A 22,052-nucleotide genomic window follows, 5' to 3' on the forward strand; every position below is an offset into this window, starting at 1 on the left:
ACCGTCCTCGGGGCAGTCGATTGCTCCGCAAGAGCGGAGCTACCTCAGCCCACCAGCCCCAACTCCCGTGCGATCAGCATGCGCTGGACCTCGCTGGTGCCCTCGCCGATCTCCAGGATCTTGGAGTCGCGCCACATACGGGCCACCGGATACTCGTTCATGAAGCCGTAGCCGCCGTGGACCTGGGTGGCCTCGCGGGCGTTGTCCACGGCGACCGTGGAGGAGTACAGCTTGGCCAGGGCCGCCTCCTTCTTGAAGGGTTCGCCCGCCACCAGGCGGCTGGCCGCGTCGCGCCAGGCGAGGCGGGCCGTGTGGGCCTTCATCTCCATGTCCGCGATCTTGAACTGGATGGCCTGGTTGGCGCCGATGGGCCGCCCGAACGCGTGCCGCTCCTTGGCGTACTTGACCGACTCGTCGACACAACCCTGGGCCAGACCCGTCGCCAGGGCCGCGATGGCGATCCGGCCCTCGTCGAGGATGCGCAGGAACTGGGCGTAGCCCCGGCCCTCCTCGCCGAGCAGGTTGGCGGCGGGCACCCGGACGTCCTGGAAGGACAGTTCGCGGGTGTCGGAGGCGTTCCAGCCGACCTTCGAGTAGGGGGCGGCGACCGTGAAGCCGGGGGTGCCCGACGGGACGATGATCGCCGAGATCTGCGGCCTGCCGTCCGGCTTGCGGCCGGTGACCGCCGTGACGGTCACCAACCCCGTGATGTCCGTGCCCGAGTTGGTGATGAAGCACTTCGTGCCGTTGATCACCCACTCGTTGGTGTCCGGGTCCAGGCGGGCCGTGGTGCGGGTGGCCCCGGCGTCCGAGCCGCCGTCCGGCTCCGTCAGGCCGAACGCGCCCAGGATCTCGCCCGCGCACAGACGGGGGAGCCACTCGCGCTTCTGCTCCTCGGTGCCGAACAGGTGCAGCGGCATGGCGCCCAGCGAGACACCGGCCTCCAGGGTGATGGCCACGGACGAGTCGACCCGGGCCAGTTCCTCGAGGGCGATGCCGAGGGCCAGGTAGTCGCCGCCCATGCCGCCGTACTCCTCGGGGAACGGCAGCCCGAACAGGCCCATGCGGCCCATCTCGCGGACGATCTCGTACGGGAACTCGTGCCGCTCGTAGAAGTCGCCGATCTTCGGCGCCACGACATCGTGTGCGAACTCCTCCACCGTACGGCGGAGTTCCTCGAGCTCGGGGGAGAGGCGGTGGTCCACAGTGATCACTGCTCCTTGTGGGACAGGGCTCGGACGGTGCGGGACGGGCTGGGTCGGCCCAGGTGGGCGGCCATCCAGACGCTGGTGGCGACGAGGCGGCCGAGGTCGACTCCGGTGTCGATGCCGAGGCCCTGCAGCATCCACACGAGGTCTTCGGTGGCGAGGTTGCCGGTCGCGGACTTGGCGTAGGGGCAGCCGCCGAGACCTCCGGCGGAGGCGTCGATGGTCGTGACCCCGTGTTCCAGTGCCGCGTAGGTGTTGGCCAGTGCCTGGCCGTAGGTGTCGTGGAAGTGCACGCCGATGACGTCGGCCGGCACGCCCTCCTCGTTGAGCAGGGAGAGGAGTTCGAGGACGTGGCCCGGGGTGGCGACCCCGATGGTGTCCCCGAGACTCAGCTCGTCGCAGCCCATGTCCATCAGCGCCTTGCAGACGCGGGCCACCTGGTGGAGCGGGACCGCACCCTCCCAGGGGTCGCCGAAGCACATGGACACGTAGCCGCGCACGTGCCCGCCGGCGTCCTTCGCCTGCCGCACGACCGGGTCGAAGACGGCCAGCGACTCGTCCACGGTCCGGTTGAGGTTGGCCTTCGCGAAGGACTCCGTGGCGCTGGCGAACACCGCGATCCGGCGCGCGCCGAGCGCCAGCGCCCGGTCCAGGCCGCGCTGGTTGGGCACCAGCACGGGGAGTTCGGCACCGAGGTCGCCGATCAGCGGGTACAGCTGCTCGGCGTCGGCGAGCTGGGGCACCCACTTGGGGTGCACGAAGCTCGTCGCCTCGATGGTGGTCAGACCCGAGTCGGCGAGCCGGCGGATGAACTCCGCCTTGATCTCCGTCGGCACGGTCATCTTCTCGTTCTGCAGCCCGTCCCGCGCGCCGACCTCGTGGATCCGCACCCGCTGGGGCAGGTCCTGGGCCGGTACGACCATGGGCAGTCCGTCGGCGCTCATTTCGCCACCGCGCCTTCCTTGTCGTGCGGTGCGATCACGGCGAGTACCTGGTCCATGGCGACCGTCGCTCCCGGGGTCACGTCCAGCTCGGCGACCGTGCCGGCGTGCGGGGCGGAGATGACGTGCTCCATCTTCATCGCCTCGACCACCAGCAGGCTCTGTCCCGCGGCCACTTCGTCACCGACGGCCACCTTCACCACGGTCACCGTGCCGGGCATCGGCGCGGTCAGTGAGTCGGCGCCCGCGTGCGCGGCTCCGGTGAGGGAGGCGGCCACCGGGTCGTGGTCGCGCACCTGCCAGGCGTCGCCGTCCCGGCCGATCCAGTCACCGGCCCGGCGGAAGGAGTGCCGGACGCCGTCGAGGGTGACGGACACCCGGTCGTCGGTGACGGTGTGGGCGCCGCGCGGGGCGTACCTGACCGGGTCGGTCACCCGCAGGTCGAACGCGGGCCGCTTCGGCGTCCCGCCCAGGCGCCAGCCGCTCGGCACCGAGAAGGGGTCGGTCCAGCCCGCGGAGTCAGGCAGCAGCTCCGCCAGCCGTACGGCCGCCGCCGCCTCGTACACCTCCTCGGGGACGTCCGTGGCGACCAGCTCGTCCACCACCCGCTCGACCAGACCGGTGTCCAGCTCGCCCGACACCACGGCCGGATGGGCCAGCAGCCGCCGCAGGAAGCCCGCGTTGGTCTGCACGCCCAGCGTCACGGTCCCGGCGAGGGCGGCCCTGAGCTTGCGCAGCGCCGTCTCCCGGTCGGGGCCGTACGCGATGACCTTGGACAGCATCGGGTCGTACAGGCTGCCCACCTCGGTGCCCTCGCTGAGCCCGGAGTCCGTGCGCAGGCCGTCGCCCTGCGGCTCGTTCAGCAGCAGCACCGTGCCGCCGGACGGGAGGAACCCGCGCGCGGGGTCCTCGGCGCAGATCCGGGCCTCGACCGCGTGCCCGGTGAGCCGGACGTCCTCCTGCGCGAAGCCCAGCCGCTCCCCGGCCGCCACCCGCAGCTGCCACTCGACCAGGTCGAGTCCCGTGATCAGCTCCGTGACCGGGTGCTCCACCTGGAGACGGGTGTTCATCTCCATGAAGTAGTACGAGGACGGGTCGCCGCCCGGCACGATGAACTCCACCGTGCCCGCGCCCCGGTACCCGCACGAGCGCGCCGCCTGGACGGCGGCCTCACCCATCGCGGCCCGGGTCTCCTCGTCGAGGAGCACGCTCGGCGCCTCCTCGATGATCTTCTGGTGCCGGCGCTGCAGCGAGCACTCGCGCTCACCGAGGTGGACCACGTTCCCGTGGCCGTCCGCCAGCACCTGGATCTCGATGTGCCGGGGACGGTCGACCCACCGCTCCACCAGGAGCGTGTCGTCGCCGAAGGAGGCGCGGGCCTCGCGGCGGGCGGCCGCGATCTCCTCCTCCAGCACGGTCACGTCCCGCACCAGGCGCATGCCCTTGCCGCCGCCGCCCGCCGAGGGCTTGAGCAGCACGGGGGTCCCGATCTCCCGGGCCGCGTCGGCCAGCTGGGCGTCGGAGAGCCCGCTGCCGCTGGAACCCGGCACGACCGGCACCCCGGCCGCCTTCACCGTCTCCTTGGCCCGGATCTTGTCGCCCATCAGGGCGATCGCGTCCGCGGACGGGCCGATGAAGACCAGCCCGGCCTCCTCGCACGCGCGCGCGAAGCCCGCGTTCTCGGCGAGGAAGCCGTACCCGGGGTGGACGGCCTGGGCGCCGGTGCGGGCGGCGGCCTCCAGCAGCCGCTCCACCGACAGATAGCTCTCGGCCGCGGGCGCCGGACCGATCCGTACCGCCGTGTCGGCCTCCCGCACATGCCGCGCGTCCGCGTCGGCGTCGGAGAAGACCGCCACCGAGCGCACGCCCAGCGAGCGGAGCGTACGGATGACGCGTACGGCGATCTCGCCCCGGTTGGCCACCAGCACTGTGTCGAACACGGTTCCCCTCCTCACATCCGGAAGACGCCGAACTGGGGTTCACCCAGGGGCGCGTTGGCGCAGGCCGTCAGGGCGAGTCCCAGCACCTGACGGGTCTCCAGCGGGTCGATCACGCCGTCGTCCCAGAGGCGGGCGGTGGCGTAGTAGGCGTTGCCCTGGCGCTCGTACTGCTGCCGGATCGGCGCCTTGAAGCTCTCTTCGTCCTCGGCCGGCCAGTCCTCGCCGCGCGCCTCCAGCTGGTCGCGCTTGACGGTGGCGAGGACGGAGGCGGCCTGCTCGCCGCCCATCACGGAGATCTTGGCGTTGGGCCACATCCACAGGAAGCGGGGGGAGTAGGCCCGGCCGCACATCGAGTAGTTGCCCGCGCCGTACGAGCCGCCGACCACGACGGTCAGCTTGGGGACCCTGGTGCACGCCACGGCCGTCACCATCTTGGCGCCGTGCTTGGCGATGCCACCCGCCTCGTAGTCCCTGCCGACCATGAAGCCGGAGATGTTCTGCAGGAACACCAGCGGGATGCCGCGCTGGTCGCACAGCTCGATGAAGTGCGCGCCCTTCTGGGCGGACTCCGAGAACAGGATGCCGTTGTTGGCGACGATGCCGACCGGGTGTCCGTGGATCCGGGCGAAGCCGGTGATCAGAGTCTGCCCGAACTCGGCCTTGAACTCCGCGAAGCGGGAGCCGTCGACCACGCGCGCGATGATCTCGCGCACGTCGTAGGGGGTGCGGGAGTCCACCGGGACCGCGCCGTAGAGCCCGTACGGGTCCACCTTGGGCTCCGCGACCGGCGTGACCTCCCAGGGGAGGGACTGCCGGGCGGGCAGGGTGGCGACGATGTTGCGCACGATGCGCAGGGCGTGCGCGTCGTCCTCGGCGAGGTGGTCGGTGACGCCGGAGATCCGGGAGTGGACCTCGCCGCCGCCCAGCTCCTCCGCGGTGACGACCTCGCCGGTGGCCGCCTTCACCAGCGGCGGGCCGCCCAGGAAGATCGTGCCCTGGTTGCGGACGATCACGGCCTCGTCGCTCATGGCCGGGACGTACGCGCCGCCGGCCGTGCACGAGCCGAGGACCGCCGCGATCTGCGGGATCCCGGCGCCGGACATCCGCGCCTGGTTGTAGAAGATCCGCCCGAAGTGCTCCCGGTCGGGGAAGACCTCGTCCTGCATGGGCAGGAAGGCGCCCCCGGAGTCGACCAGGTAGAGGCAGGGCAGCCGGTTCTCCAGGGCGACCTCCTGCGCCCGCAGGTGCTTCTTCACCGTCATCGGGTAGTACGTGCCGCCCTTGACGGTGGCGTCGTTGGCGACGATCACGCACTCGCGTCCGCTGACCCGCCCGATCCCGGCGATCACGCCGGCCGCCGGTGCCTGCCCGTCGTACATCCCGTCGGCCGCCAGGGGGGCCAGCTCCAGGAAGGGCGACCCGGGGTCGAGCAGTGCGTCCACCCGGTCCCTCGGCAGCAGCTTGCCGCGCGCGGTGTGCCGGGCGCGGGCCTTCTCGCCGCCGCCGAGAGCCGCGGCGGCCAGCTTGGCGCGCAGCTCGTCGACGAGTGCGAGATGGCCTTGTTCATTGGCCCGCCAGGCCTCCGACGCGGGATCTGCCGCGCTCGTCAGCTCCGGTGCCTCCTGCATCCTGCGGTCCCCTCACCCAGTGGTCCTACTGGTTAATGAGCGTTAACCATTTCCTCCAGGTTAACGACCGCTAACCTCGCTGTCTAGAATTGCTTGCATGGTCACCAGAACCGACGCCCCCACCCGTCGCGAGCAGATCCTCAAGGAGGCCGCCCGGCTCTTCGCCGAGCGCGGCTTCCACGGTGTCGGCGTCGACGAGATAGGCGCCGCGGTCGGCATCAGCGGCCCCGGTCTGTACCGGCACTTCCCGGGCAAGGACGCGATGCTCGCGGAGCTGCTGGTGGGCATCAGCGGCCAGCTGCTCACCGGGGCGAAGCGGCGCCTGGCGGAGTCCGACGGGGACACCGGCCCCGCCGCCGTCCTGGACTCGCTGATCGAGGGCCACATCGACTTCGCCCTGGACGACCGTCCGCTGATCACCCTGCACGACCGTGAGCTGGACCGCCTGCGCGACAGCGACCGCAAGCTGGTGCGGCAGCTGCAGCGGCAGTACGTGGAGCTGTGGGTCGAGGTGGTCCGCGAGGTCTACCCCGCCCTGACCGAGCCCATGGCCCGCTCGGCGGTCCACTCGGTCTTCGGCCTGCTGAACTCGACCCCCCACCTCGGCCGCGCCGGCACCCTGCCCGGCCGCGGTGCCACCGCGGAGCTGCTGCACCGGATGGCGCGGGGCGCGTTCGCGGCGGCGGGCTCCGACTGAGCCGGCGAGCGGACATTCCCGTGCCGTGATGCGGGATCTGTGCGGTCGGCGGGAACGTGGGCGCATCGATCACCGGCGCGCTGGAGTGACGAGCGTTACCCCCGGCGAACCCTGGACCCTGCTGCCTACTCACCGGTACGCTCGATTCTGAGCAAGCGCTTAGACATGCCGAGGTACGTGGAGGTGGCGGCGTGCGCCGTACGGTGTTCAACGAGGATCACGAGGCGTTCCGGGAGACCATCCGCGCCTTCATCGAGGCCGAGGTCGTGCCCGTCTACGACGACTGGTTCGCCGCCGGCCAGGCCCCGCGCGACTTCTACTACAAGCTCGCCGAGCTGGGCGTCTTCGGTATCCGGGTCGACGAGGAGTTCGGCGGCGCGGGCATCGACTCGTACAAGTTCGAGGCCGTCATCTACGAGGAGACCGCCCGCGCGGGTATCTCCTTCGGCGGCTCCGGCGTGCACGTGCTGCTCGGTCTGCCCTACATCAAGCTGCTCGCCAGCGACGAGCAGAAGAAGCGCTACCTGCCCAAGTTCGTCTCCGGCGAGGAGATGTGGGCCATCGCGATGACCGAGCCGGGCACCGGCTCCGACCTCGCGGGCATGAAGACCACCGCCAAGCTCTCCGAGGACGGCACCCACTACGTCCTCAACGGCGCCAAGACCTTCATCACCGGTGGCGTGCACGCCGACCGCATGATCGTCTGCGCCCGCACCGCCGCGCCCACCGCCGAGGACCGCCGTCACGGCATCTCCCTCTTCGTCGTGGACACCAAGGCCGAGGGCTACTCGGTCGGCCGCAAGCTCGACAAGCTGGGCCTGAAGACCTCCGACACCGCCGAGCTGGCGTTCGTCGACGTCAAGGTCCCCGTCGAGGACCTCCTCGGCGAGGAGAACAAGGGCTTCTACTACCTCGGCCACAACCTCGCCTCCGAGCGCTGGGGCATCGCCTTCGGCGCCTACGCGCAGGCCAAGGCCGCCGTCCGGTTCGCCAAGCAGTACGTCCAGGACCGCGTCGTCTTCGGCCAGCCCGTCGCCGCCTTCCAGAACACCAAGTTCGAGCTGGCCGCCTGCCAGGCCGAGGTGGACGCCGCCGAGGCCGTCGCCGACCGCGCCACGGAGGCCCTGGACGCCGGTGAGCTGACCCCGGCCGAGGCCGCTTCCGCGAAGCTCTTCTGCACCGAGGTCGCCCACCGCGTCATCGACCGCTGCCTCCAGCTGCACGGCGGCTACGGCTTCATGAACGAGTACCCGATCGCCCGCCTGTACGCGGACAACCGCGTCAACCGCATCTACGGCGGTACCAGCGAGATCATGAAGACGATCATCGCCAAGGACATGGGTCTGTAAGGTCACCGCAATCACTGGCCGGTACAACTAACGCCATGAGCCAGGCACTCCAGAACCTCCTCGAGCTGCTCGACATCGAGCAGCTCGAGGAGGACATCTTCCGCGGCCGGTCCCGCTCCGCCGTCGTCCCGCGCGTCTTCGGCGGGCAGGTCGCGGCGCAGGCGCTGGTCGCCGCCGGGCGGACGGTCCCCGCCGACCGGCTCGCCCACTCCCTGCACGCGTACTTCCTGCGCCCGGGAGACCCCGGCGCGCCGATCGTCTACAGCGTCGACCGCATTCGCGACGGCCGGTCGTTCACGACCCGCCGCGTGGTGGCCGTCCAGCACGGCAAGCCGATCTTCCACCTCTCGGCGTCCTTCCAGACGCACGAGGAGGGCCTCGACCACCAGGCCCCCATGCCGCCCGCCCCGGACCCGGAGACCCTGCCCACCTCCCAGGAGCGGCTGCGCGGCTACGACCACCTGGACCCGGCGGTCGTGGAGAAGTTCATCGAGGCCCGCGAGGCCATCGACCTGCGCTACGTGGACGAGCCGCCGTACGGGAAGTTCGGCGAGCCGCGCGAGCCGCACAGCCAGGTGTGGTTCCGGGCCAACGGCAAGCTCGACGACGACCCCCTGCTCCATGTCGTCCTCGCCACCTACGTCTCCGACATGACCCTCCTGGACGCGGTGCTGCTCGCGCACGGGCGCGGCGGCTGGGCCGTCGGGGACGTCGTCGGGGCGTCCCTGGACCACGCGATGTGGTTCCACCGGCCCTTCCGGGCCGACGAATGGCTGCTGTACGACCAGGAATCGCCGTCCGCGCACGGCGGCCGCGGCCTCGGCCAGGCCCGCATCTACACCCAGGACGGACAGCTCGCCATCTCCGTCATCCAGGAGGGCGTGGTCCGCGTCCCGCGGTGACCCGAACGCAGCTGTTTAAGGCTGAACGCATGTGGCACGCAGCGGAGTTGAGGATCCGGACGCGGACCGCGTGCCCGGCCGGGGGACGGGTGCGTCCGGGGTCCCTCCCGGGGCCCGGGAAACAGATGGTCGCTCGAAGTGACGAGTGGTGCATGGGGTACTAGGCTTTTTGGGTGAAAGCCGCAGCGCACGGCTTGCCCGGTCGACGAGGCCCCGCACCCGACGGGCCTCAGCCGCGGAGCCCGATGGTGCGACCACGCACCGGTGGCAGCAGGTGTCGACATCGTTGGCATACACCGTGCCGCTCAACACGCTGCGGCGACATCTGAAGACCGCGCCGCATCTTCCCCCTGGTCGCGGCGTCGGCCATCACCTCGCGCCCCCTCTCCGGGAGCCGCGGGAGACGATGGAGATGGAAGGTATATCCCATGCGATCACAGCGCACGAGGCGTCTTGTCGCGATGTCCGCAGCCGGGGTGCTGCTGGCCGGCGGAGCCGCCATCGGCACGGCGGGCACAGCCTTCGCGGGCTCGTCCCACGACGACCACGGTTCCTACAGCAGCAACTGTGACGATCACGGCTGGTGGGGCGACGACGACGGCGGCTACGGCGGAGACCACGGCGGCTACGACAACGGCGGTGACCACGGCGGCTACGGCGGTGACAACGGCGGCTACGGCGGCGGTGACCACGGTGGCAACGGTGGCGGTGACCACGGTGGCAACGGTGGCGGTGACCACGGCGGTGGCGGAGGCTACGGCGGCGGCGGGGGAGGAGGCTACTGATCCGACGAGCTGAGAGTGAGGTGCGGCCCTGCCGACAGGGCCGCACCTCGTGTGCGGGGGCGCCGGCGGCGCCTTATGCCAGGCCGGCCTCCGCCAGCAGATACGCCGTCATCGGGTCGTAGTGGCGCGGGCTCACCACATGGTCGTCGAGCGGCACCGCCACCTGGACGGTGCCCTCTGACTCGGCGAGGAACAGCGCGGGGTCGTTGCAGTCGGCGTACCCCACGGAGTCGACGCCGTGCTGTCCGGCGTACCCGGCCCAGCCGTGGTCGGCGACCACCAGGTCCGGCAGCGGACGCCCCGCGCGCTCAAGTCCGGTCAGGACGGCCCGCATCGGCTCACCGGAGTGGGTGTGCCACAGCGTCGCGCCGTGCTCCAGGACGGCCACGTCCGCGAACTGCATGACGTACCCCTCGTCCGTCTGCAGCCCGTCCGGGATGACCACGATCTCGCAGCCGGCGGCACGCAGCGCGGCGGCCGTGGCCCGGTGCACGTCCAGCAGACCGCCCGGGTGGCCGGTCGCGAACAGCACCCGCTGCTGCCCGTCGGCCGCCTTGCGCAGCCGGAGCGCGAGGCGCTCCAGCGCGTCCAGGGTCAGCTCGGGGTCGATGGTGTCCTGCCCGTACCGGTATTCGGGATCGTCGTTGACACCCACCCGTTCGGCCATGACCGCGAGCACGTCCTGCTCGTCCGACCACCGCTCGCCCAGCTCCAGACCGAACCAGTAGTGGCGGTCGCCGTTGGCCAGCTTGCGGTAGTGGGAGAGGTTGTTCTCGCGGGGTGTGGCGACGTCCCCCGCGATACGGGTCCTCACCAGGTGGTCGACGAGCTGGGCGCGGCTGGGTGTCCCGGATATCGGCATGCCTCCCATTGTGAGGGCAGCGGACGGGGCACGTCCTCGGCATGCCGCACCCTGGGACGTGGCTCACTCACCCCTGGCGCAGCGCGAACCACAGCTCCATCCGTACGTCCGGGTCGTCCAGGTCCGCCTCCAGCAGGGCCGCGCACCGGGAGATCCGCTGCCGCACGGTGTTGCGGTGCACGTCCAGCGCCACCGCCGTGCGGTCCCAACTGCCGTGCAGGGACAGCCACGAGCGCAGGGTCTCGGCGAGCGCGGGCTGTGCGGCGAGCGGGGCGAGCAGCGCCCGGGCGTGGGCCTCGGCGTCCGCCCGGGGCACCAGGTCCTCCAGGCCCGGCCGGGCGCCGTGCCGGACCAGCGGGCTGCGGGTGGCGCGGGCGCGGGCCAGGGCGCGGGCCGCCTGGGTGTCGGCGGCCGGCCACTCCCGCGGGCCGACGGCCGCGCTGACCCCGAGGGTCCAGCCGGGCTGCGGGACCGGCTCGCGCTCGGCGGGCACCAGCACCCGTACGACGTCCCGCGCGAGGTCGACCAGCGGCGACCCCAGCGCGGCGCCCAGCGCGGAGGCGGCCACGGCATCCGGCGCCTGGGCCTCCGGCCGGGCGTGCACGACGACCCACCGCCCTTCTCCCACGAGCGGCGCCACCTCCTCCGGCGCCGAACCGAGCAACAGCCGTACGAGCGCGGAGGACCGGGCGGCACCGGCACCGCTGTGGTGCTCGCCGGTGAGCAGGGAGAGCAGCACGGAGGCTACGGAGGCGATGGTGTGGTCCCCGGGTTCCCGGCGCGAACCGGCCACACCGAGCACGAACCCCTCCCCGGCGCCGAGCGCGTAGGCGGCGAGGTGGAGGTCGCCGTGGGTGTCGGTGGCGGAGGTGGGGACCGGGCGGGTGGCGCCGGCCGTGGCCGGCCGGGCCGTTGCCGGGTCGGTGGCCGACGGCGAGGCGGTGACGCGGTCGAAGGGGTGCCGGCCCGCCGGCGGGCGGGAGCCCATGGGTGCCTCGGCATCCGCCCCGCCGCTCGTACGGCGGCCGGCCTGCCTGCCGGCGCCGCCGCCCGCCGGGCCGGCCGTGCCTTCGGCGGCGGGGCCACCGGTGCCGGTGCCCGCCGGACCCGCGGCCGCCCCGGGGGGCTGTACCGGCTCGCGGGTACTCGGCGGGCGCACCACCCCGGCCAGTGCCGCCAGCGCCTCGCGGGCGCCCTGCGCCGGCTCCCGGCCCGCCGCCGCGATCTCGGTGCCGTCGGGGCCGTAGAGGATCGCGTGGCCGTGCAGGCGGCCGGCCAGCTGGCGCAGGACCGAGGGCACCGGATCGGGGCGGGAGGCGGCGGCCGCGAGGCTCTGCTGGGCCTCGGTGACCCGGCGCAGCTCGGCGAGGCGGGCCTGTGCCATCAGCTGCCAGACCGCGCGGGCCACACCCGAGAAGGTCGTCTGCGGCGGGACCTCCAGGAGCGGCAGGCCGTAGGCGTCACAGGCGGCGACCAGGGCGCGCGGGACCGTGTCGTGCACGGGCGCCAGACCGAAGCCGAGGGCCGCCCCGCCCGCGGCCACGATCCGCGAGACGTAGCCGTCGAAGTAGTCCGCCAGGTTCTGGGCTTCGCCCGAGGAGGGGGGACCCTCGGCCGGTGCCGCCGCCTCCGGGACGTGCACCCCGGCCGTGAGCAGCAGCTCGCCGCCGAGCAGATAGGGGTACGGGTCGGCCATCTCCGAGGTGTGCGCCCAGTGGATCACGGTGTCCCGGTCCGAGGGCCCCGCGATCTGGCGCAGCGCGAGATCCTCGCGGGCCAGCAGGGCCGAGAGCGGTACCGGTGGGGTCGGTGGGACGGCTGGGGTGATCGACTCCGGCATGGTGTGCATTCCCTCCACCCCACCCCGTTCGTATGGATGAAACGTACACTTCGCAGTCTCTTTCCGGCCACCTAGTGTCAAGTCAGCACGGCAGCCGCGGGTACGGGCGGATGTCCCCGCGATCCGCTGCCTGCACCTCCACCCCCCATGTATCTGCACGACACGCCACCGACAGTGCGCGAAGGAGGGCCCCACATGGCCGTTGACTACACAGTGATCGTTCTCTACTTGGCCGGCATGCTGGCCATGGGCTGGTGGGGCATGCGCCGCGCCAAGTCCAAGAGCGAGTTCCTGGTGGCCGGGCGCCGCCTCGGGCCCGCCATGTACTCCGGCACCATGGCCGCGATCGTCCTCGGCGGCGCGTCCACCATCGGCGGCGTCGGCCTCGGCTACCAGTACGGCCTCTCCGGCGCCTGGATGGTCTTCACCATCGGCCTCGGCCTGCTGGCCCTGTCGGTCTTCTTCTCCGCCCGCATCGCCCGCCTGAAGGTCTACACCGTCTCCGAGATGCTGGACCTGCGCTACGGCGGCCGCGCCGGTGTCATCTCCGGCGTGGTCATGTGGGCGTACACCCTGATGCTCGCCGTCACCTCGACCATCGCCTACGCCACCATCTTCGACGTGCTCTTCGACATGAACCGCACGGTCGCGATCGTTCTCGGCGGCTCGATCGTCGTCGCGTACTCGACGCTCGGCGGCATGTGGTCCATCACGCTGACCGACATGGTGCAGTTCGTCGTCAAGACCGTCGGTGTGCTGCTCCTGCTCCTGCCCATCGCGGTGGTCAAGGCCGGCGGCTTCTCCGAGATGAAGGCCAAGCTGCCCACGTCGTACTTCGACCCGCTGGGCATCGGCGGCGAGACGATCTTCACGTACGTGCTGATCTACACCTTCGGCATGCTGATCGGCCAGGACATCTGGCAGCGCGTGTTCACCGCCCGCGGCGACAGGACCGCGAAGTGGGGCGGCACGGTGGCCGGGACCTACTGTCTGGCCTACGCCCTCGCCGGCGCCGTCATCGGTACGGCCGCCAAGGTCCTCTACCCCAAGCTCGGCAGCCCCGACGACGCCTTCGCGACCATCGTCAAGGACGAGCTGCCCGTGGGCGTGCGCGGCCTGGTGCTGGCCGCCGCCCTCGCCGCCGTGATGTCCACGTCCTCCGGCGCCCTGATCGCCTGCGCCACGGTCGCCAACAACGACATCTGGTCCCGGCTGCGCGGCGCGGTGCGCCCTGACGGCGAAGCGCACGACGAGGTCAAGGGCAACCGCGTCTTCATCCTGGTCATGGGTGTCGCGGTGATCGGCACCGCGATCGCGCTCAACAACGTCGTCGAGGCCCTGACGGTCGCCTACAACCTCCTGGTCGGCGGACTGCTCGTCCCGATCCTCGGCGGCCTGCTGTGGAAGCGCGGCACCGTGCAGGGGGCGCTGGCCTCCGTGACCGTCGGCGGCCTCGCCGTGATCGGCCTGATGGCGGGCTACGGCATCCTCGCCAACGAGCCCGTCTACTACGGCCTGCTCGCCTCCCTCGCCGCCTACGTCGCCGTCTCCCTGGTGACCAGGCCCACCGACGAGGCCGTCCTGACCACCTGGCGCGAGCGCCTGGCCGGACGATCTGCCGAACTCGCGTCCGAACCGGTCCCGGCTCACCAGTAGAGTCATATGGAAAGCAGTACATGCGCGACAAAGCGCAAGAAGGAAGGCATTTCACTATGAGCAGCAACGAGACGCCCCGCGGCCCCGTCGACTCCTCCCGCATCCCGCGGTACGCCGGACCCGCGACCTTCGCCCGGCTGCCCCGCCTCGACGAGGTCGGCACCGCCGACGTCGCCGTCGTGGGCGTGCCGTTCGACTCCGGCGTCTCGTACCGGCCGGGCGCCCGCTTCGGCGGCAACGCCATCCGCGAGGCGTCCCGGCTGCTGCGCCCGTACAACCCGGCGCAGGACGCCTCCCCCTTCGCTCTCGCCCAGGTCGCGGACGGCGGCGACATCGCCGTCAACCCGTTCAACATCAATGAGGCCGTCGACACCATCGAGGCCGCGGCCGACGAGCTGCTCGGCACCGGCGCCCGCCTGATGACCCTGGGCGGCGACCACACCATCGCCCTGCCGCTGCTCCGCTCGGTCGCGAAGAAGCACGGCCCGGTGGCCCTGCTCCACTTCGACGCGCACCTGGACACCTGGGACACCTACTTCGGCGCCGAGTACACCCACGGCACCCCGTTCCGCCGCGCGGTGGAGGAGGGCATCCTCGACACCGAGGCGCTCTCCCACGTCGGCACCCGCGGCCCGCTGTACGGCAAGCAGGACCTGACCGACGACGAGAAGATGGGCTTCGGCATCGTCACCTCCGCGGACATCTACCGCCGCGGCGCCGACGAGGTCGCCGACCAGCTGCGCCAGCGCATCGGCGACCGCCCGCTGTACATCTCCATCGACATCGACTGCCTGGACCCGGCCCACGCGCCCGGCACCGGCACCCCGGAGGCGGGCGGCATGACCTCCCGCGAGCTGCTGGAGATCCTGCGCGGGCTGGCGTCGTGCAACCTGGTCTCGGCGGACGTCGTCGAGGTGGCCCCCGCGTACGACCACGCGGAGATCACGTCGGTGGCGGCCTCCCACACGGCGTACGAACTGACCACCATCATGAGCCGCCAGATCGCGGCGGCGCGGAAGGACGCGTAAGCGCAGTGACTCACGACCACGACCTGGTACTCCGCCCGACGGCGGCACAGATCTCGACCGCTCTGAACCCGCCCCCCGGGCGCAACGGCGGAGACCTGGTCGTGGAGACGCTGGCCGGGCTCGGCGCGACGACGGTCTTCGGGCTGCCCGGCCAGCACGCGCTGGGCATGTTCGACGCCCTGCGCCGCTCGTCCCTGCGGTATGTGGGCCTGCGGGTGGAGAACAACGCGGGCTTCGCGGCGGACGCGTACGGCCGCGTCACCGGCGAGGCGGCCCCGCTGCTGCTCTCGACCGGCCCGGGCGCGCTGACCTCACTGGCCGCGCTGCAGGAGGCCGCCGCCGCCTCCGCCCCCGTCCTGGCGATCAGCAGCCAGATCCCGACGCCGGGCCTGGGCGGCGGCCGCCACGGCTACCTGCACGAACTCCCGGACCAGGCGGCCTCGTTCCGGGGTGTGGTGAAGTCGGTCCACACGGTGCGCACCCAGTCCCAGATCCCCTCGGCCATCGCGGCGGCCTGGCAGTCGGCGCTGACCGCCCCGCACGGGCCGGTGTGGGTGGAGATCCCGCAGGACGTGCTGCTCGCCGAGACCGCCCTGCCGGTGGTGACGGCGATGGACGCGACTCCGGAGGACCTGGTCCCGCGCCCCGAACTGACGGCGGTGGCCGCGGACCTGCTGTCCCGCGCCGCGCGCCCGGCGATCATCGCGGGCGGCGGAGTCGTGCGCTCGGACGCCTCGGGGAAGCTGAAGGCGCTGGCGGAGAAGCTGGACGCCCCCGTGGTCACCACCTTCGGCGGCAAGGGCGCCTTCCCCTGGAACCACCCCCTCTCCCTCCAGTCCTGGCTGGAGGACCGCCACACGACGGACTTCCTGGAGGACGCGGACGTCCTGCTGGTGGTCGGTTCGGGCCTCGGCGAACTCTCCTCGAACTACCACACGTTCAAGCCCCGGGGCCGGGTCGTCCAGATCGAGGCGGACCTCGGCAAGCTGGAGTCCAACCATCCGGCCCTCGGCATCCACGCGGACGCCCGGCTGGCCCTCCAGGCCCTGCTGGAGACGGTGGAGGAGCGCACGGACGCGTCGGCGCCGGAGCGCGTACGTGAGGTGCTCTCCCGGGTCGCTTCCCGCATCGCCGCCCAGGAACTGACCCTGGAACAGGACGTGTTGGCCTCGGTCCGGCGCGCCCTCCCCGCCGGCTCCCCGTCCTTCTGGGACATGACGATCCTGGCCTACTGGGCATGGTCCGCCTTCGACGCGCAGGGCCCGAACACCATGCACTCCGCACAGGGCGCCGGCGGCCTCGGCTACGGCTTCCCGGCGGCGCTCGGCGCGGCCGCCGCGGACCCCGGCCGGCCGGTCCTGGCGGTCTCGGGCGACGGCGGAGCCCTGTACTCGATCGCCGAGCTGGCCACGGCGAGGCAGTACGACCTCCCCGTGACCTGGCTGATCGTCGACGACGGTGGCTACGGCATCCTCCGCGAGTACATGACCGACGCCTTCGGTGAGGCGACGGCCACGGAACTGACCCGCCCCGACTACGTCGCCCTCGCCGAGTCCTTCGGAGTCCCCGGGGTCCGCACGACGCCGGAGAGCCTGGAGGAGGACCTGACGAAGGCACTCGCGTCCCCCGGTCCCTCGGTCGTCGTGCTCCCCGCCGTACTGCGGATGTTCGCGCCTACGCACCTGGGCTAGGGCGCCTGCGGCCCGGAGGGCGTCTCACTCGTCGTAGATCTCCCCGGTACCCGCGTCGAGGACCGTGTTCATCGGGTCGCAGCCGCTGCTGTCCTTGTCGGGCTTGCAGCCGGTCTCCAGGACACTCACGGACCACACCACGTGCCAGGGGCCCTGCCAGCCCTTGGCGCGTTCGGTCCGCAGCTCGTCGGCGTGGATCCTCAGAGTGTGGAGATCGGCACCGTTCTTCTTCCACTGCCTGGCGGCGATCGCCTCGGCCTGCTTCGCCGAGAGCAGCCGGGCCGGAAGGTCCACCTGCTTGGGGCCGAAGTCGGCCAGCAACTGGGAGACGTGGCCGGCGCGGTTGATCTGCACGTCGAGGATGCGCGGCATCGCCACCCCGCGCTCCTTGAACCGCCATGACGTGCGCCAGCCGAACTCGGCTTTCCGGCCGACCGGTTGCGTCTCGTGGAAGGAAGCCGCACCGGCCCAGGGGTAATGAGCCTGCATGTAGGAGCGGGCGATGCGGTACGCGTCCTGGGCGTCGTGGGGCGTGCCCGCGCCGGGGACCGGGAAGCTCGCCGACGTCGGCGGCTCGGAGTCCTCGAAGCTCACGTTCAGCCGGCGTCCGCCGGGCCACATCAGCTCCGCGGGGTACGTGCCGGCGATCTGTATGGACATCCAGCCGTTGTAGCCGTCGACGCCAGGGCTGACGCGTACATCGCCCACGTGGTACCGGTCGCCGAAGGCCGCACGGATGACGCGCTCGGCGGTCTCCCGCTCGTCGCCGTGCGCGTCACGCACGCTGGAACCGTCCACGTGGTTCGCGGTGATCGCGGTCTGGAAGACGACCGGCCCGGCCACGGCGCACACCACGGCCACGATCAGCGTGGGCGTGGCCCACGCACGCCACGCGACCCGGCCCCGCACCAGCACCAGCCCGGCAGCCACGCCCAGGACGCCGCCACCGGCGTTCATCTCCACGTCGGCGCTGTCACAGATACCACTCACGAACGGGGCGAGGGCCTGGGCGAGTTCGATGAGACAGGGCAGTGCGAGGACACCGACGAGCACGGGAAGCGGACGCCGCAGCGCCAGGACACCGAACAGGCCGAGCGGGACGAACATCGCCAGGTTCCACAGACCCTGCGTGGTGTACAGCGGCTCGGTGATCTCGTGGTTGATCACACACTCGGCCCGTCCCGCCTCGCCACCACGTAGCGCGAGGGTGACGCCGAGGACACCGGTCAGACAGAACGCCAGTGGCAGCCACCACACCGCGTGATCCACTTCGCGGCGCCGGGCCACAGCCCACACGGCCAGCCCCATGACAGCGGCGACGACGGTGAGTCCGGCAAGGAACCCCATGTCGTCGCCGAAGACAGCTTCGAACAACTTGCTCTTCCCCCGTGAAGCGCCACCGGTCCGGCCGGTGGCGCGCGCTCCGGCGACCTGGTCAGGGTGTCGGGCGGCGAATTGACCAGACTTTCGAAATCGACCCTACCTTGCAGTAGTTGTCGCCGGAGCGCCTGAGCGAAGGGGTGGGGCTGGTGGCCCGGGATCAGCAGGCGCCGGGGCCCACCCCGTCGATGCGGCCGCCGAAGTCTCCGTAGTACTGGGAGCGCCAGTCGCCGTTGAAGACGTCCCGCTTCTCGGTCGGGTCCCAGTTGATGAAGCAGGCACGGGTGGAGGCGACGAAGGAGCCCACGTTGTCATGGAGGTTGGGCGGCATGTCGCGGTAGCCGCTGCGGGCCGTCCACTCCCAGTAGTCCCCGCCGAAGCCCTCTCCGCTCCAGAAGCACACCGAGCCGTCGGGGCAGGAGGGAGCGGCGGCCTGGGCCGCGGCGGTCTGGGTGGGCAGGAGGAGGGCGGTCAGGGCGAGAGCGGCGGCCAGGGACCAGGAGCGAAACTTCACGGGCCTCTCCAGAAAAGGGAGTTGGGATACCTCGGCGGTCGTGCCGAGCTGCCGCCATGCTCCTGTTCCGGGACGGGGACACGCCCGGGCCCAAGATCGACATCACTGGTGTGGGCGAACAAATAGGACTATTGGCACTGTACGTTTTTCCGGCTCGGCCGAACGGCCCCCTGACCGGGGGACGGTCAGGGGGCCGTTCGACTGTGGAGCCGTGCCGCTCGTGTCAGCTGACGTCCGACGGGTCCAGGCGGTACAGCGTCGCCCGGTCACTCTGCGAGGAGGACTTCGAGGACGCGGAGTTGGCGGACGAGGAGCTGGAGGACGACGACTTCGATGCCGTGCTCCGGCCGTACGCGCTCTCCTTCACCGCCGTACCGTGCTTCTTCACCCACTTCGTCACCTCGGAGCTGAGGCTGCTGCCCCCGCCGGGCCCGCCGCCCATGCCGCCGCCGATCTGGACGTAGTGCAGTTCGCCCTTCTTCACCAGCTCCTTGAGCTTGGCGACGGTCATCGCGTTGTCGGAGCCGGTGAAGCCCCACATGGAGATGACGGGCACGTTGCTGCTCAGCTCGATCTGCGCGGCGCTCTGCGAGTTGGACACCGCGAGCAGCCACTCGGCGCCGTCCCGGTGCTTCTTCAGGTACGAGATCAGCTCGCTGTCCGCCCCGCCCATGCCGCCGCCGGGCCCACCGCCCATGCCGCCACCGCCGAATCCAGCGCCCCCGCCGGGCAGTTCACCCTGCCCGGCGCCGCCCTCGGCCGGGCCGCCGCTCGTACCGGGGCCGCCCGGCGGCATACCGCCCATCTGGCCGTTGCCCCCAGGAGCCTGGCCGCTCTGGCCGTTCTGCCCGCTCGGGGCACCGGGCAGCTCGCCGTTCCCGCCGCCGGGCATCATCTCGCCGCCGCCCGGGAAGCCGCCGCTCGCCCCGCCGTTCCGGCCGCCCTGCTGAGCGCCGCCGCCCGGCAGCTCGCCGTTGCCGGGGCCACCGTTGCCGCCCCCGCCCGGCCCACCGCCGAAGCCGCTCCCCGTCGACGGTCCCGCCGTCGGGTTCGTACCGCCCATGCGGCCACCGCCCGAACCCGCCGGCACCGACCAGGCGTACGCCGCCGGACCGGCCACCGCCGCGACGACCGCAGCGACGACGGAAGCCGCGAGCAGCCGCGCCCGGTCGCCGCTCCGGAAGAGGAACAGGCCCACGATCGCCGCCGCCATGACCGCACCGGTCACCGGCCACAGCCAGGTGTTCCAGCCGGCGGCCCGGCGCAGCAGCACGATCGCCCAGACGGCGGTGACGCCGAGCGCGACCGGGAGCACCCACGCCCACCGCCTGTCGTCCCGGAACGCCCGCAGCAGCATCACGCCGCCGCCTCCGCACAGCGCCGCGATGCCGGGCGCGAGCGCGGTCGTGTAGTACGGGTGCATGGTGCCCTCGGCCATGCTGAAGGTAAGGAAGTGCAGCACGGTCCAGCCGCCCCACAGCACCAGCGCAGCGCGGGTGAGGTCGGTGCGCGGGGCGCGGCCGCACAGGAGCAGGCCGGCGACGAGCGCGACCGCGGAGAAGGGCAGCAGCCAGGAGATCTGCCCGCCGAGGATGTCGTTGAACATCCGGCCGAGGCCCGCGGAGCCGGAGAAGCCGCCGCCTCCGCCGCCCCCGCCTCCGCCGTTGCCCTCGCCGCCGAGGACCCGGCCGAGGCCGTTGTAGCCCATGATCAGGTTCCAGGCCGTGCCGTCCGTCGAGCCGCCGATGTAGGGGCGCTCGGAGGCCGGGACCAGGGAGACCGCCGCCGCCCACCAGAAGCTGGACACCGCCAGGGCCACAGCCGCGAGCAGCAGGTTGACGATCCGCTTCACCAGCGGGAGCCGGGCCGCGTACAGGTACACCGCGAAGACCGCGGGCAGCGCGATGTAGCCCTGCAGCATCTTGGTGTTGAAGGCGAGGCCGAAGCAGACCGCCGAGCCGAGCAGCGGCAGCAGCCGGCCGCCCGTCACCGCGCGCAGGGCCAGGGCCGCACCGCCGACCATCAGCAGGACCAGCAGCGTGTCCGGGTTGTTGTCCCGGTTGATCGCCACGGTGATGGGGGTCGACGCCAGGACCAGCGCGGCCAGTGCGGCCGCTCCGTGCCCCCACACCCGCTTCACGGACGTGTGCAGGATCCAGATCGTCGCCAGCGCGGCCACGATCATGGGCGCCATCATCTGCCAGGTGCCGAAGCCGAAGACGCGGCAGGACAGGCCCATGACCATGAGGGCGAGCGGTGGTTTGTCGACGGTGAGGAAGTTGCCCGCGTCCAGCGAGCCGAAGAACCACGCCTTCCAGCTCTGCGTACCGCTGAGCACGGCCGCGCTGTAGAAGCTGTTGAGGCTGGAGCCGGAGAGGTTCCAGGAGTAGAGCACCGCCGCCAGGATCATGATCGCGATCAGGGCGGGCAGTGACCAGCGCGGCGCGGCGGCCGCAGCCGCGGTCGCGGGCGGAGGTTCGGCGGTCACGGCCGTCGGGTGGGCGAGGGGATCGGTGGCTGAGGTCACGGCCGCATCGTGCCGAGCGGGGGTGGGTGCGCGCTGTGCCGGACCTGGCTCCTTCCTGTGAATAGGCAAAGGGCGGGTCAACCCCGAACGCGTGTGCAACTTTCGGTCGCCTCTGCGTGTCAACAGGGGTATGAATCCCCGCACATTCAGTCGCGTCGGCGCGCTCGCAGCCGCTCTCGGCGCCGTGGTGCTCATACCGGCCGTCACCGCCGCCGTCCCGGCCGCGGCGGCGCCGCCCGCCGTCAGCTGCACGTCCAGCAAGGCGGGCCTCGCCACCAAGCTGCAGAAGGACATCACGGCGGCGCTCGCGAACCGCAAGGGCACCGTCGCGGTCGGCCTGTACGACCGCACCACCAAGACGACCTGCACCCTGCGCGCGACCAGCGCCTACGACTCGGCCAGCACGGTCAAGGTCACCGTCCTCGCCACGCTGCTGTGGGACGCGAAGAAGCACGACCGGTATCTGACGAAGACCGAGCAGTCGCTCGCCACGGCCATGATCACCCAGTCGGACAACGCCGCGACCAGCACGCTGTGGAAGCAGCTGGGCCTGACGAAGATCAAGGGCTTCCTGTCCGCCGCCGGTATGACGAAGACCACGCCCGGCGCGGACGGCTACTGGGGTCTGACCCAGGAGAACGTCACCGACGAGCAGAAGCTGCTCAAGCTCGTCACCGCCAAGAACACCGTGCTGAGCGACAACTCCCGTGCCTACATCCTGAAGTTGATGGGCCAGGTCATCTCCGACCAGCGCTGGGGCACGCCCGCCGGTGCGCCGTCCACCGTGTCCGTGCACGTCAAGAACGGCTGGCTGCAGCGCTCCACGCACGGCTGGCGGGTCCACAGCCTGGGCACCTTCAACGGCGCCGGCCACGACTACATGATGAGCGTGCTGACGCAGGACAACAGCACCATGGACTACGGCGTCACCACCATCCAGAACGTCGCCAAGGCCATCCACAAGGACCTGGTGCCGACGACGTCCGGCATCGCCCGCTACACCCCGACCAGCACGCCGAGCGAGGCGTTCGTGGCGGCGCCCCCGCGGGGCTGACGCTTCACGAGGCGGTCTCCCGCCGGTCACCGGTCCGCCCTACGGTGGCG

General features: G+C 71.7%; 17 protein-coding genes. 8 read left to right on the forward strand and 9 right to left on the reverse strand.

Features of this window, described 5'->3' with window-relative positions; genetic code table 11:
- Positions 1–44: 44 nt before the first annotated feature.
- The 4 genes from FB157_RS09910 to FB157_RS09925 are packed head-to-tail and all read right to left on the reverse strand — an operon-like array spanning position 45 to position 5,717.
- Positions 45–1,205 (reverse strand): acyl-CoA dehydrogenase family protein, encoded by a 1,161-nt coding sequence (locus tag FB157_RS09910; protein WP_145878651.1) that lies wholly within the window; start codon positions 1,203–1,205, stop codon positions 45–47.
- Between the two features lie 5 nt (positions 1,206–1,210).
- Entirely contained in the window at positions 1,211–2,152 is a 942-nt protein-coding gene (locus tag FB157_RS09915; protein WP_145878078.1) for a hydroxymethylglutaryl-CoA lyase, read from the reverse strand.
- Complete coding sequence (locus FB157_RS09920; RefSeq protein WP_145878080.1) at positions 2,149–4,089, reverse strand: acetyl/propionyl/methylcrotonyl-CoA carboxylase subunit alpha; 1,941 nt, start codon at positions 4,087–4,089, stop codon at positions 2,149–2,151. The genes FB157_RS09915 and FB157_RS09920 overlap by 4 nt, the downstream gene beginning before the upstream one ends.
- 11 nt (positions 4,090–4,100) lie before the next feature.
- Positions 4,101–5,717: a carboxyl transferase domain-containing protein gene (locus FB157_RS09925; protein WP_145878082.1), complete on the reverse strand. Its 1,617-nt coding sequence runs from the start codon at positions 5,715–5,717 to the stop codon at positions 4,101–4,103.
- Positions 5,718–5,814: 97 nt separating this feature from the next.
- On the opposite strand from FB157_RS09925, the gene FB157_RS09930 reads away from it, so the two are divergent.
- The 4 genes from FB157_RS09930 to FB157_RS47210 all read left to right on the forward strand — a co-directional run bounded on the left by FB157_RS09930 (position 5,815) and on the right by FB157_RS47210 (position 9,450).
- Positions 5,815–6,414 carry a TetR/AcrR family transcriptional regulator gene (locus FB157_RS09930; RefSeq protein ID WP_145878084.1) on the forward strand — a complete coding sequence of 200 codons (600 nt, stop codon included), beginning with the start codon at positions 5,815–5,817 and terminating at the stop codon, positions 6,412–6,414.
- A 191-nt stretch (positions 6,415–6,605) separates the two neighbouring features.
- Entirely contained in the window at positions 6,606–7,763 is a 1,158-nt protein-coding gene (locus FB157_RS09935) for an acyl-CoA dehydrogenase family protein (RefSeq protein WP_145878085.1), read from the forward strand.
- Between the two features lie 35 nt (positions 7,764–7,798).
- Positions 7,799–8,665: an acyl-CoA thioesterase II gene (gene tesB / locus FB157_RS09940; protein ID WP_145878087.1), complete on the forward strand. Its 867-nt coding sequence runs from the start codon at positions 7,799–7,801 to the stop codon at positions 8,663–8,665.
- A gap of 428 nt (positions 8,666–9,093) precedes the next feature.
- A complete protein-coding gene (locus tag FB157_RS47210) occupies positions 9,094–9,450 on the forward strand; it encodes a hypothetical protein (protein WP_186581435.1) in 357 nt (118 codons plus the stop codon).
- Positions 9,451–9,523: 73 nt separating this feature from the next.
- Here the strand turns inward: FB157_RS47210 and FB157_RS09950 are convergent, their stop codons facing one another.
- Complete coding sequence (locus FB157_RS09950) at positions 9,524–10,312, reverse strand: phosphatase (protein WP_145878088.1); 789 nt, start codon at positions 10,310–10,312, stop codon at positions 9,524–9,526.
- Positions 10,313–10,379: 67 nt separating this feature from the next.
- Complete coding sequence (locus FB157_RS09955; RefSeq protein WP_145878090.1) at positions 10,380–12,152, reverse strand: PucR family transcriptional regulator; 1,773 nt, start codon at positions 12,150–12,152, stop codon at positions 10,380–10,382.
- A gap of 195 nt (positions 12,153–12,347) precedes the next feature.
- On the opposite strand from FB157_RS09955, the gene FB157_RS09960 reads away from it, so the two are divergent.
- Genes FB157_RS09960 through FB157_RS09970 form a run of 3 tightly spaced genes read left to right on the forward strand, consistent with a single transcriptional unit; the run spans position 12,348 to position 16,527 of the window.
- Positions 12,348–13,808, forward strand: coding sequence for a sodium:solute symporter (locus FB157_RS09960; protein ID WP_145878092.1), 1,461 nt, complete (start codon positions 12,348–12,350; stop codon positions 13,806–13,808).
- A gap of 56 nt (positions 13,809–13,864) precedes the next feature.
- Positions 13,865–14,836, forward strand: a complete 972-nt coding sequence (speB, locus tag FB157_RS09965) for an agmatinase (RefSeq protein ID WP_067131203.1) — start codon at positions 13,865–13,867, stop codon at positions 14,834–14,836.
- 5 nt (positions 14,837–14,841) lie between these two features.
- Positions 14,842–16,527: a thiamine pyrophosphate-binding protein gene (locus FB157_RS09970; protein WP_145878093.1), complete on the forward strand. Its 1,686-nt coding sequence runs from the start codon at positions 14,842–14,844 to the stop codon at positions 16,525–16,527.
- Positions 16,528–16,551: 24 nt separating this feature from the next.
- Here the strand turns inward: FB157_RS09970 and FB157_RS09975 are convergent, their stop codons facing one another.
- The 3 genes from FB157_RS09975 to FB157_RS09985 all read right to left on the reverse strand — a co-directional run bounded on the left by FB157_RS09975 (position 16,552) and on the right by FB157_RS09985 (position 20,948).
- Positions 16,552–17,901 (reverse strand): VanZ family protein, encoded by a 1,350-nt coding sequence (locus FB157_RS09975; RefSeq protein WP_261386239.1) that lies wholly within the window; start codon positions 17,899–17,901, stop codon positions 16,552–16,554.
- Between the two features lie 166 nt (positions 17,902–18,067).
- A complete protein-coding gene (locus FB157_RS09980; protein WP_145878095.1) occupies positions 18,068–18,421 on the reverse strand; it encodes a peptidase inhibitor family I36 protein in 354 nt (117 codons plus the stop codon).
- Between the two features lie 223 nt (positions 18,422–18,644).
- The gene (locus tag FB157_RS09985; protein WP_145878096.1) at positions 18,645–20,948 is read right to left on the reverse strand and encodes a glycosyltransferase family 39 protein; all 2,304 of its coding nucleotides are present in this window, start codon (positions 20,946–20,948) and stop codon (positions 18,645–18,647) included.
- 130 nt (positions 20,949–21,078) lie between these two features.
- On the opposite strand from FB157_RS09985, the gene FB157_RS09990 reads away from it, so the two are divergent.
- Positions 21,079–22,002, forward strand: coding sequence for a serine hydrolase (locus FB157_RS09990; protein ID WP_145878098.1), 924 nt, complete (start codon positions 21,079–21,081; stop codon positions 22,000–22,002).
- Positions 22,003–22,052: the final 50 nt, after the last annotated feature.

The organism is Streptomyces sp. BK340 (genome assembly GCF_007827595.1).
In the GTDB taxonomy this organism is placed as follows: domain Bacteria; phylum Actinomycetota; class Actinomycetes; order Streptomycetales; family Streptomycetaceae; genus Streptomyces.